This window comes from Kocuria sp. UBA1838 (assembly GCF_002338785.1).
GTDB lineage: Bacteria > Actinomycetota > Actinomycetes > Actinomycetales > Micrococcaceae > Kocuria > Kocuria marina.
Genome location: NZ_DDIY01000005.1, coordinates 126,426 through 138,620, shown reverse-complemented (window position 1 = coordinate 138,620; position 12,195 = coordinate 126,426). Strand labels below are relative to the sequence as shown.

Here is a 12,195-nt window from a genome sequence, read left to right as displayed (position 1 = left end):
GGTCCCGTGCTAGCCCAGCATGGCGCGCCGGGCGCTGTCCGTGCGTTGTCCCGGGTCCCCGATCTTGACCGCGGCAGAGAGCACCGTGACGACGGATCCGGAGAGCACGACCGGGTTCAGTTCCAGGAACGCGATCTCGGGGAAGCGGTCCTTGAGAAAGGCCACATGGTTGATCAGCTGCTCCAATCCGGTGGTGTCCACGGGCGGGACGCCCTGGTAGCCGAACAGTTTCCGCGCGGCCTTGGGCGCGCGCACCATGCGAGTGATGTCCCGGTCGGTCAGCGGGGGCACGCGGTGGGCCCAGTCGTCCAGCAGGTGCACGGCGTCCCCGGCCATCCCGAAGGACAGGACGGGACCGATGAGTGGGTCCTCCGCGGCGCGCACCACCACGGTCTGACCCGTGGGCGCCATGGACTGCACCTCGAAATCGCTCGCGTTCCAGCCCGCGAGCGTGCGCTTCATGGTCTCGATCGCGGCACCCAGTTGGTCCGCGTTCGCGATGTTGAGCACCACGCCACCCAGGTCCAGGCGGTGGCGCAGGAACGGGTCCGTGGTCTTCAAGGCCACGGGGTAGCCGAGCCGTTCGGCGGCGGCGTACGCGGCCTCCGGGTCCGTGAACCGCACGGACTCGAGCACGCGGATCCCCGCGAGACCCAGCAGCTCGTTGCGCTCGGCGATCTCCAGTTCGTAGAGCGCGTCCCCGCTGATCTTCTCGCGCAGCCGTTCCAGGAACTTCTCGACGCCGTCGGAATCGAACTCCTCGGGCGACACCATCACGCCCTGGTCCTGCGAGCGCCATGTCATGTAGTCCACGACGCTCGCAAGCGCGCGCAGGGCGGCGCCGGGCGAATCGAAGCACGGCAGGGCGGCGTCGTCCGCGGTGTGCACGGACGTGGTCATGGCCTCGGGGCCGTGCTGACCCGTGAACACGACCACGGTCGTTCGGTCGGCGTCGCGCGCGGCCCGGGCGACGTCGCTCGCGAGCGCCGCGGTGTCCAGGCCGCGCACGGGCATGAGCACGAGCACGACGCTGTCGACCGCATCCGACGAGAGCTGAGCGCGCACGGCGTCCAGGACGGCCTCGTGCGCCCGCTCGGGCCCGTTGGAGGTGTCCACGGTGCCGTCCACGACGGCGGGGTCGAGCCGTAGGCGCAGAGCCGTGTCCTCGGCGAGCTGCGCGAGCGCGAGCGCGTTGGAGACCACGGCCACGCGCGGGGAGGCGGGCAGCGGCTGGCTCTCCGCGATCGCGGCGATGTCGAGCAACTGCTCGGCCGTGGTCGCACGGATCACCCCGGCCTGGCGAAACATCGCGTCGAGCGCGCCGGTCGGGGCCTGGGTGACCCGGCCCGTGTGGCCCGGCGGGAGCCGCAGGCCGGTGACCTCGGACTTCGCGACGATCACGGGCTTGCTCAGCGAGAGCCTGCGCGCAATGCGCGAGAACTTGCGCGGGTTGCCCACCGACTGCAGGTAGAGACCGCACACCGTGGTGGCGGGGTCGTCCTCCCAGTACTGCATGAGGTCGTTGCCGGAGACGTCCGCGCGGTTCCCCGCCGAGAGGTAGCTGGACATCCCCACGCCGTGGCGCTGCGCGGCACCGTAGAGCATGGTGCCGATCGCCCCGGACTGGGAGAACAGTCCCAGTCCTCCGCGGCGCGGCAACTCGGGCAGAACGGACGCGTTGAGCGAGACCTCCGGATCGGTCGTGAACAGACCCAGGCTCGCTGGGCCCACCACGCGCATCCCCGCGGCGCGGGCGATCCGCACCAGGCGGCGCTGGGCGGCCGCGCCCTCCGCACCGTCCTCGGCGTAACCGCCCGTCATCACGACGACGGCGCGCACTCCCGCCCTGCCGCACTGCGTCACGGTCTCCTCCACCGATTCGCGCGGCACCGCGATCACCGCGAGGTCCACGGTGCCCTCGATCTCGTCGAGGGACGAGACGAAGTGCAGCCCTTCGCGCTCGTACGGGGAATGACCTACGCCGTAGAGCGTGCCCGTGTACCCGCCCGTGAGGATGCCCTCGACCGCGTGGAACCCCGCGTGGTCCCGGTTCGCGGATGCCCCCACGACCGCCACGGTGGCCGGTGTCAGCAGGTCCGTGATGGACCGGGCCTCCGCGCGGTGCTCGCGCGCCGCCATCACCGCGAGCGACTTCTCGGTGGGGTCGATGTCGAAGTCCACGACCACCACGCCGTCCTCGAACTGACGGGAGACGTCGTAGCCGGCCTCCACGAAGACGTGGAGCATCTTGCGGTTCTCCGGCAGCACCTCCGCGGTGAAGCGGTCGATCCCGTTCTCGCGGGCGGCGGCGGCCAGGTGCTCCAACAGGATGGACCCGATTCCCCGCCCCTGGTGGTGATCGGAGATCATGAACGCGACCTCCGCCGAGCGCTGCGTGGTGCGGTCGTAGCGGCCCACACCGATCATCCGCTCCCCCAGGATTAGCACGAAGCACACGCGGTCCCGGTGGTCCACCGTGGAGAAGCGGTCCAGTTCCCGCTGGGACAGGGTCGGTTTGTAGGAGAAGAACCGCAGGTAGATGCTGTCCTCGGACTGCCCGGAGTGGAACTCCTGGAGCAGGTCCTGGTCCTCGGGGCTGATGGGGCGCAGGTGCGCGGTGGCGCCGTCGCGCAGGATGACGTCCGCCTCCCAGTACTCGGGGTAGGCCTGCTGCGGCGCGGCGTCGTCGGTGGTACCCATAGACTTCAGAGTAGCCAACCGCCTGCTCCGGTCACAGGAGCACGCCCTGATTTCAAGGAGTTACCCCTCGATGGCTCGTCGCCGCTCAGCCACGCGTTCTCCCCAGGACGAACTGCCCAAGGACTTCACCGAGCACATCGTGGACGTGGACGTCACGCAGGAGATGGAGACGAGCTTTCTGGAGTACTCCTACTCCGTGATCTACTCCCGCGCGCTGCCAGACGCCCGGGACGGTCTCAAGCCCGTGCAGCGGCGGATCCTGTTCATGATGGACCAGATGGGCCTGCGCCCGGACCGCGGCCACGTCAAGAGTGCGCGCGTGGTGGGCGAGGTCATGGGCAAGCTGCACCCCCACGGTGACGCCGCGATCTACGACGCCATGGTCCGCATGGCGCAGTCCTTCGCGATGCGCGTGCCACTCGTGGACGGGCACGGCAACTTCGGGTCGCTCGACGACGGTCCGGCGGCCCCGCGCTACACGGAGGCCCGGATGGCCCCGGCCGCGCGCACGCTCACGGGTGACCTCGACGAGGACGTCGTGGACTTCGGGCCCAACTACGACAACCAGTTCCAGCAGCCCGCGGTGCTGCCGGCCGCGTACCCCAACCTGCTCGTCAACGGGGCCACCGGGATTGCGGTGGGTATGGCCACGAACATGGCACCGCACAACATGCGTGAGGTCGCGGCCGGGGCCCGGCACCTCATCCTGAACCCCGAGGCCACGCTCGAGGAACTCATGCGGTTCATCCCCGGTCCGGACCTGCCCTCCGGCGGTCGGATCGTGGGCCTCGAGGGCGTGCGGGATGCCTACCGCACCGGGCGGGGTTCGTTCCGCACGCGCGCCACGGTCTCCGTGGAACAGGTCTCGGCCCGCAAGCAGGGCATCGTGGTGACCGAGCTGCCGTACATGGTGGGCCCCGAGAAGGTCACCGAGAAGATCAAGGACGCGGTCCAGGCCAAGAAGCTCGCCGGGATCTCGGACGTCGTGGACCTCACCGACCGCACCAACGGGCTGCGCCTGGTCATCGAGCTCAAGAACGGGTTCAACCCGCAGGCCGTGCTCGCGCAGCTGTACAAGCACACACCGCTCGAGGAGTCCTTCGGGATCAACAACGTGGCTCTCGTGGAGGGTCAGCCCCGCACCATGGGGCTGCTTGAGCTGTTGCGGGTCTACAGCGACCACCGGATCAGTGTGGTGCGCCGGCGCACCGCGTTCCGCCTGGCCAAGCGGCAGAACCGGTTGCACCTCGTGGAGGGGTTGCTGATCGCGATCCTCGACATCGACGAGGTCATCCAGATCATCCGTTCTTCCGAGGAGACGGCCGAGGCCCGGGACCGGTTGATCGCGGTCTTCGACCTCTCCCGCGCGCAGTCCGAGCACATCCTGGAACTGCGGTTGCGTCAGCTGACCAAGTTCTCCCGGATCGAGCTCGAGGCCGAGCGGGACACCCTGCAGCGGGAGATCGCCGAACTCGAGGCGATCCTGGGCTCGGAGACCGCGCTGCGCGGCGTCGTCGCGGACGAGCTCACCGAGACCGCGGAGAAGTTCGGTGACGAGCGGCGCACCGTGCTGCTCGAGGCCGAGGACCTGCCCGCGGTCACCGCGGAGAACGCGCGCGGGAAGAAGAACGCGGCACCGTCCGTGGCGCTCGAGATCAGCGACGACCCGTGCTGGGTGTTCCTGTCCACGACCGGGCGGATCGCCCGCAGTGCCGTGCGCACCCCGCTCGCGGATGGCTCCCGGCGCTTCAAGCACGACGCCCTGACGAGCGTGGTGCCCTCGACGGCGCGCGGTGAGATCGCCGCGATCACGTCCACGGGCCGGATGCTGCGCGTCTCGTGCGTGGACGTGCCCGTGCTGCAGGAGTTCGACGGCATTCCCCGCCTCGCGGACGGCGTGCCCGCCGCGGACTTCCTGGGTCTGGACAAGAACGAGACGCTCGTGGGACTCGTGCCCAGCAATGCCGTGTTCGCGATTGGGACCGCGGACGGCGTGGTCAAGCGCGTGAACCCCGACTACCCGCTGAACCTGGACCAGTGGCCCGCGATCAAGCTCAAGGACGGGGACTCGGTGGTGGGTGTGGGTGCCGCGCCGGTCGACGCGGAACTCGTGTTGGTCTCCTCGGACGCCAAGCTGCTGCACTTCCCCGCATCCGCGGTGCGCCCCCAGGGCCGAACGGCCGGTGGCGTGGCCGGGATGAAACTCGCGCCGGACGAGCACGTGATCTTCTTCGGGGCGGTGGCACCGAGCGAGTCCACCGTGGTGGTCACCCAGGCCCGCAGTGACGGTCAGCTGCCCGAGATGGGCGAGGCGTCCGTGAAGGTCACCCCGCTCTCGGAATTCCCCGCCAAGGGCCGCGCGACCGCCGGTGTGCGGGCCCAGCGACTACTCGCGGGTGAGACCGGGTTGACCCTGGCGTGGGTCGGCCACGGGCCGGGCAAGGCCGTGTCCGCGGCGGGCGTCGCGCGATCGCTCCCCGTGGAGTATGGGCGCCGGGACGGTTCCGGTGTGGGCATCGACCGTGCGGTCGCAGCCGTGGGACCCGCGCTCAGAGGTCTCCCCGTGCCGGGGACCACGACGAATGGGGAGTCAGCCGCGGAGGACGAATGACCCGCGGACCGGGCGCCGCGGAGGAGGATGGATCGGCGACGGTCGGCGACCGACCCGCGCACGGGGCGACGGCGGCGTCACCCGCGGACGACCGACCGTCCGGGGCGTCGCGCCGCCCGGCGCGTGAGACGGCGCCGCTGCCCGAGCACACCACCTGAGGCGCTCAGGCGTCGATCTGCTCCTGGTTGAGCTGGGCGGCACCGGCCACGATGAAGTCCTTGCGCGGGGCCACCTGCGAGCCCATGAGCAGGGAGAACGCGCGCTCGGCGGCCTCGGCGTCGGACACGCGCACGCGCCGCAGGACACGGTGGCGGATGTCCATCGTGGTCTCCGCGAGCTGATCGGCGTCCATCTCCCCCAGGCCCTTGTAGCGCTGGATGGGCTCCTTGTACCGACGATCCTGCTCTTCGAGGCTGCCCAGCAGCGTGTCGAGTTCGCGCTCCGAATACGTGTAGACCATCTCGTTGGGCTTGGAGCCCGGGTTGACGATCTGCACCCGGTGCAGCGGGGGCACCGCGGCGTAGACCCGTCCGGCCTCCACGAGCGGGCGCATGTAACGGTAGAAGAGCGTGAGCAACAGGGTGCGGATGTGGGCGCCGTCCACGTCCGCGTCCGTCATCATGATGACCTTGCCGTAGCGGGCGGCGTCCAGGTCGAAGCTGCGACCCGACCCGGCCCCGATTACCTGGATCAGGGCCGCGCACTCGGCGTTCGCGAGCATGTCCGTGATCGAGGCCTTCTGCACGTTCAGGATCTTGCCGCGGATCGGCAACAGCGCTTGGTAGTTGGAGTTGCGGGCGAGCCGGGCGGTGCCGAGCGCGGAGTCACCCTCCACGATGAACAGCTCCGAGCGGTCCACGTCCGCGGAACGGCACTCCACGAGTTTCGTGGGCATCGACGACGTCTCGAGCGCGTTCTTGCGCCGCTGGGTCTCCTTGTGCACTCGGGCCGAGATCCGGGACTTCATCTCCGCGACGACCTTCTCGAGCAGCTGACCGGCCTGGGCCCTGTCGTCCCGCTTCTTGGAGGTCAGCTGCTTGGTGAGCTCCGCCTCCACGACCTTGGCGACGATCTGGCGCACCGCAGGGGTGCCCAGCACCTCCTTGGTCTGCCCCTCGAACTGGGGTTCGGCCAACCGGACCGTGAGCACCGCGGTGAGCCCGGCCAGGACGTCGTCCTTCTCGAGCTTGTCGTTACCCGCCTTGAGCTTGCGGGAGTTGGTCTCCACCTGCTTGCGCAGGGTCTTGAGCAGCGCATTCTCGAAACCGCTTAAGTGGGTGCCACCCTTGGGCGTGGCGATGATGTTGACGAACGAGCGCACCGTGCTGTCGTACCCCACGCCCCAGCGCAGGGCCACGTCCACCTCGCACGTGCGATCGACGTCGGTGAGCCGGGCGTGTCCGGACTCGTCGAGCACAGGGACCCGCTCGGTGAAACTGCCCTGCCCCTGCAGCCGCCACACGTCGGTGACGGGCGCATCCGCGGCGAGGAACTCCGCGAACTCCGAGATCCCGCCGTCGTACTGGAAGACCTCCTCCACGGGACCGTCCGCGCCCGGTGTACCCGGCAGGCGGCGTTCGTCCTGCACGGTGATCTTCAGCCCGGGGATCAGGAACGCGGTCTGGCGGGCGCGGCGCACGAGCTCCTCGGTGGAGAAGCGCGCGTCCGGGGTGAAGATCTGATCGTCGGCCCAGTAGCGGATCCGTGTGCCGGTGACGCCGCGCTTGGCTCTGCCCACGACCTGCAGGTGCGAGTCGGTCGTGAACGCCTCGAACGGTGCACTCGGGGACGGCGCCCCCTTGTCCGTGAACGTCCCGGGCTCACCGCGTTTGAACGACATCTGGTAGGTCTTGCCGCCACGGTCCACCTGCACGTCCAGGCGCGCGGACAGCGCATTGACCACCGAGGCACCCACGCCGTGCAGCCCGCCCGACGCCGTGTACGAACCGCCGCCGAACTTGCCGCCGGCGTGCAGTTTGGTGAACACGACCTCCACGCCCGTGAGGCCCGTGCGGGGTTCGGTGTCGATGGGGATGCCGCGACCGTCGTCATGGACCTCCACGCACCCGTCCCGGTGCAGGATCACCGTGATGTCCTGGCCGTACCCCGCGAGCGCCTCGTCGACGGAGTTGTCGATGATCTCCCACAGGCAGTGCATCAGACCGCGCGAGTCCGTGGAGCCGATGTACATGCCCGGGCGTTTGCGTACCGCCTCGAGGCCCTCCAGGACGGAGAGGTGGCGGGCGTTGTATTCGGAACGGGACGGTGTCACGGTGGTGCTACTCCGGGGTTCGGGGGCGGCCCGCGGGCGGTGCGGGACCATCCCACTGTAGTCGGCACCCGGGGTTTGTGCGCGGTGGGCGAAACAGGGCCTTCGTGGGAAGCATTGACTGCACGCGTGGGTTGTACTGGTACGTGCGATCGGGGCGCGACACCCCTGATGGCCGTGCGGCGGCTCAGATGAGCGCCGTCGCATTCCGTACCCCGTGAGGAGGATCCCATGAACGCGACACTCGAAGCGCGTGAACTTAACGCGACCCACCGTTGCGACGCCTGCGGTGCCCAGGCATACGTCCGCGTGGTCCTCGAATCCACCGGTGGCGAGCTGCTGTTTTGCGCCCACCACGCTCGTGCGAACGAGGAGAAGCTGCGCCCGTTGGCCGCCACGTGGCAGGACGAGACGCAGCACATCGGCGCCTGAGCGACAGGCCCACCCGCGGCGTTCCGGTCCCCCGCCGGAACGCCCGGACACGAAGGAAGGCGCGCATCCTCGGATGCGCGCCTTCCTTGTCATGTGTCCTTCACATCATATGTCCCTCACGGGCCGGGCTTGCGGCCCCACAGGATCACGTTGGTGCCCAGGTACTTGGTCTCGAAGTCCACGTCCGTGAAGCCGACCTCGCGCATGAGCTGCGCGACCTGCGTGGGCTGCATGAATCCGAGGGTGGAGCTCTCCAGGTAGGAGTAAGCGTCCTTGTCCTTGGCGACCACCCGTCCTAGCAGGGGCAACACAATCCGCATCCCCGCGGTGACCGCGAGCTTGAGCAGCCCCCGGGGCGGTGCCGTCTCCAGGACGACCACCCGCCCCCCGGGCGCGAGCACACGGAACTGTTCGCTGAGTACGCGCGGGACGTCGCTCACGTTGCGCAGCAGGTAACCGTGGGTCACCGCGTCGAAGGATTCGTCCGCGTACTCCAGCGAGTGGGCGTCCGCGAACTCCCACGCGATGCCGTCCGCGCCGGGCTTCGTGCGGGCGCGCTCGAGCATGTTCTCGGAGAAGTCCACCGCCGTGATCTCGGCGCGGGGTTCACGACGCCGCGCGGCCAGCGCGATCTCCCCCGTGCCCGTGGCGATGTCCAGCAGCCGGCCGCCCGGCGTCACGGCCGCCCGCCGGGCCACCTCGCGGCACCACTGGGCGTGCCGACCCAGGGTCATCAGCGTGTTGATCCGGTCGTAGGAGTCCGTGATCCGGTCGAAGATGCCCTGGACCTTCGTATCCCGTTCGGTCATGGAGTGCTTACCGTTCTTGTTCACCGAGGACATCAGTCCAGGTAGTCCCGCAGCACCTGCGAGCGGGACGGATGACGCAGCTTGGACATGGTCTTGGACTCTATCTGGCGAATCCGCTCACGGGTGACGCCGTAGACCTTCCCGATTTCGTCCAGGGTCTTGGGCTGACCGTCCGTGAGCCCGAAGCGCATGGCCACCACACCGGCCTCGCGTTCGGAGAGCGTGTCCAGCACCGAGTGCAACTGCTCCTGCAGCAGCGTGAAGGACACGGCGTCCGCGGGGACCACGGCCTCGGAGTCCTCGATCAGGTCGCCGAACTCGGAGTCACCGTCCTCACCGAGCGGCGTGTGCAACGAAATGGGTTCGCGACCGTACTTCTGGACCTCCACGACCTTCTCGGGGGTCATGTCGAGCTCATTGGCGAGCTCCTCCGGGGTGGGTTCGCGCCCCAGGTCCTGCAGCATCTGGCGCTGCACGCGGGCCAGCTTGTTGATGACCTCGACCATGTGCACCGGGATGCGGATGGTGCGGGCCTGGTCCGCCATGGCGCGGGTGATGGCCTGGCGGATCCACCACGTTGCGTACGTGGAGAACTTGAAGCCCTTGGTGTAGTCGAATTTCTCGACCGCGCGGATCAGGCCCAGGTTGCCCTCCTGAATCAGGTCCAGGAACAGCATGCCGCGGCCCGTGTAGCGCTTGGCCAGGGACACCACGAGGCGCAGGTTGGCCTCGAGCAGGTGGTTCTTGGCGCGGCGGCCGTCGTGGATCACCCAGCGGTAGGCGCGGCGGGTGTCCGCGTCCATGGAGTCCTGTTCGTCCGCGAACTTGTGCTCGGCGTACAGCCCGGCCTCGATGCGCAGGGCCAGGTCCACCTCCTGTTCCGCGTTGAGCAGCGCGACCTTTCCGATCTGCTTGAGGTAGTCCTTGACGGGGTCCGCGGTGGCACCGGCGACGACCACCTGCTGGGCGGGAGCGTCGTCGTCGTCGTTGTTGGTCAGCACGAAGCCGCGCGCACTCTTGTCCTGGCGGCCCTTCATGAGCGGGGCCGATTCCTCCACTGAGGCCTGCTGGGACTCCTGGGTGTCCTCGTCCTCGAGGTCCTCCGGGGTGTCCTCGGGCACCAATTCGTCCTCGGCGAGCGCCTCCTCGACGGGATCCGCCTTCTTCCGACCGCGTCCGCCCGCGGGGGCCTTGGCGGCGGGCTTCGCGGCGGTTTTGGTGGTCTTGCGGGTACCCGTGGACTTGGCGGTGCCCTCCGCGGAGTCCGCGGTGGTCTTGGTGCGGGTCGTGGACTTGGTCGCCGCGTTCTTGGTCGCGGCCGTCTTCTTGGCGGCGGTCTTCCGGGTGGCGGTCTTCTTCGCCGCGGGCGCGGCGGTGTCTGTCTCGTTCGACGCCGCCGCGTCCGATGTGGCAGCGGTGGTCTGCGACGACGCCGCGGCGGTCCCCCGCGTGGCGGAAGCGCTCTTCTTAGCGGCGGTGCTCTTGCGCGCCACAGTCTTCTTGGCCGCGGCGGCCCGCTTCACGGCGGGCTTCTTAGCAGCGCCACTCGTGCTAGCGCCGCCCGTGCCTGCCTGAGAAGTGGTCTCAGCGGGGTCCGTCTGCGCCGTGGAGGCCTGAGAAGCGGACGCGGTCTTGCTGGCAGCTGGTGACACGGAGAACCTTTCGTTGGACAGATCTACGGGTGCGCACCGCATCAGCGGCCAACACACCTATGACCCTGTCAAGTCCGGCGTGGTGACACGGGGTCCCGCCGAGACTCTGAGGGCCTTATTCGCCCTAACACCGACCCTTCGCAGTTTGTTCCCGCACACCATGAAAAAATTTCGCCCGCCCCCGTTACCTCTAGCGATGTGCCCCCATCACCCCTGGTCCGAGGCACCGCGTTCCCACACGCCCCGGCCTGGCCACGCGGTACGCCGGTCCACGCACCACCACGGCGTGGGCTGGTGCCGCAACCGGTGCGCCACGTCGGCCGCCGCGGAACGGCCGGGCATCGCGGATCGTTCGGACCCCGCGGCACCCTCCCGGTTCGCGCAGCGTGCGAGCAACCGCGACGCCGTGTGGGCGCGACCCCGGTACACCTCGAGCTGCGCCAAGGTGGCCACGACGCTCGCGGCAGCCGCGGTCAAGGGTTGCCGGTCACTCGAGGGGTTTGGGTCACTTGACGGCTCTCGGTCACCCGACGTCTCCCGGGAATCCGACAAATCTCGAGGACCCAACGACTCCCGCGAGCCCGCCACGATCTCGGTGGGGTCGGCGAGCGGGTCGCGCCCCGCACCCAGGATCCCGTCCAGCACCTGCAACACCCGGTACGCACCGTCCAGGGTGTCCCAGTCCGGCGGGCCGTCCCATTCCCCGGCCACCGCGACCACGCAGCGCAGGGCCTCGTCGATCTCGTCCTGCGAGGGCTCGGACCCCGCGATGCCGCCGCCCAGTCGCACCATGGCGGCCCGCAACCCTGCGAGCGCCGCCGCGGCCCGAGCGGTGCTCCCGCTCAACCACGCGTACAGCAGCGCGTCCCTGACGAGGTCGTCGTGCACCCCCTCGATCAGCAGCGCGAGATGTCCGTCCGACAGACCCAGGACGGCATCCACCCAGTGCTGCCTGTCCGCCTGGACGCAACGCACCGCGCGGTGCCACGCCGTCAACGGATGCCGCGGATCGGGGTCGATGGTGGGCGGCGTCGGACCCGGCACCGTGGTCCGCGCAGGTGCGGAATCGCCGTCGTCCGTGCGCAGTCGCTCCCACGCACGCGTGACATGCTGTGCCCTCCGGGCGAGCCGGTGCCGCCACCGCGGATGGTGCTCGGGCGCATCCGGTTCGGCAGCGCTACCCAGTGCGATCATCTGGGCGTTGACCGCGCTGTCCCGGATCAGCTCGACGGGCAACGCCCGGTCCGGTTCCGCGAGGTCCCACCAGTGCTGCGGACCCACCACGAGGGCGCGTAACACGGTGAGTCCCGCCCGTTCCACGGCGCACTCCCACCGGGCCGCGGCCACGGCCTCGCGATCCATCCCGCCCTCGAGGGCCTGGTCCGAGTACACCGTCACGACCACCTCCCCGCAGTGACGCACACGCGCGAGGACCTCGGCGAGCTCCGCACCGAGCTCGTACGGATCGGTCTCCACGGTGGGTGAGTTCATGCTCAGGCACAGGGCGCTGCTGTCGGCCACGGGGAAGAACAGCACCGAGGTGTTACGGGGCTGGCGACCCACCTGATGAGGGATCAGCGCGAGGAGGTCCTCGGTGCTGCGGATGCGAACGGTGTCGGCGGCTTCATGGGAAATGGTCATGACGCCACCCTGGCGACCGGACGCCCCTCGGTGGGGTCGGTCCGCGCGCATGTGCACGAGCTCGCTCCCGACACACCCCGG

At 69.4% G+C, this 12,195-nt stretch carries 7 protein-coding genes; 2 read left to right on the top strand and 5 right to left on the bottom strand.

All coding sequences use genetic code 11. The features are described 5' to 3' along the window. Nucleotides 1-9: 9 nt before the first annotated feature. Nucleotides 10-2,700 carry a GNAT family N-acetyltransferase gene (locus B3I25_RS02415; RefSeq protein ID WP_286737695.1) on the bottom strand — a complete coding sequence of 897 codons (2,691 nt, stop codon included), beginning with the start codon at nt 2,698-2,700 and terminating at the stop codon, nt 10-12. A 70-nt stretch (nt 2,701-2,770) separates the two neighbouring features. Here B3I25_RS02415 and B3I25_RS02410 point away from each other — a divergent pair, with 70 nt between their 5' ends. Further along, on the top strand, nt 2,771-5,311 hold the full coding sequence (locus B3I25_RS02410; RefSeq protein ID WP_286737694.1) for a DNA gyrase/topoisomerase IV subunit A: 2,541 nt from the start codon (nt 2,771-2,773) through the stop codon (nt 5,309-5,311). Between the two features lie 163 nt (nt 5,312-5,474). Here B3I25_RS02410 and B3I25_RS02405 read toward each other — a convergent pair whose 3' ends face one another. Then, the gene (locus B3I25_RS02405; RefSeq protein ID WP_064847256.1) at nt 5,475-7,583 is read right to left on the bottom strand and encodes a DNA gyrase/topoisomerase IV subunit B; all 2,109 of its coding nucleotides are present in this window, start codon (nt 7,581-7,583) and stop codon (nt 5,475-5,477) included. A 228-nt stretch (nt 7,584-7,811) separates the two neighbouring features. On the opposite strand from B3I25_RS02405, the gene B3I25_RS02400 reads away from it, so the two are divergent. Next, nucleotides 7,812-8,012, top strand: a complete 201-nt coding sequence (locus tag B3I25_RS02400) for a DUF7455 domain-containing protein (protein ID WP_035961388.1) — start codon at nt 7,812-7,814, stop codon at nt 8,010-8,012. A gap of 116 nt (nt 8,013-8,128) precedes the next feature. On the opposite strand, the gene B3I25_RS02395 is transcribed toward B3I25_RS02400, so the two are convergent. The 3 genes from B3I25_RS02395 to B3I25_RS02385 all read right to left on the bottom strand — a co-directional run bounded on the left by B3I25_RS02395 (nt 8,129) and on the right by B3I25_RS02385 (nt 12,114). Then, the gene (locus tag B3I25_RS02395) at nt 8,129-8,854 is read right to left on the bottom strand and encodes a ubiquinone/menaquinone biosynthesis methyltransferase (RefSeq protein ID WP_260849451.1); all 726 of its coding nucleotides are present in this window, start codon (nt 8,852-8,854) and stop codon (nt 8,129-8,131) included. Continuing rightward, nucleotides 8,854-10,473 (bottom strand): RNA polymerase sigma factor, encoded by a 1,620-nt coding sequence (locus tag B3I25_RS02390; RefSeq protein ID WP_085105950.1) that lies wholly within the window; start codon nt 10,471-10,473, stop codon nt 8,854-8,856. Before B3I25_RS02390 ends, B3I25_RS02395 begins: the two co-directional genes overlap by 1 nt. Nucleotides 10,474-10,680: 207 nt before the next feature. Beyond that, a complete protein-coding gene (locus B3I25_RS02385) occupies nt 10,681-12,114 on the bottom strand; it encodes a DUF4192 family protein (RefSeq protein WP_286737693.1) in 1,434 nt (477 codons plus the stop codon). Nucleotides 12,115-12,195 lie beyond the last annotated feature (81 nt).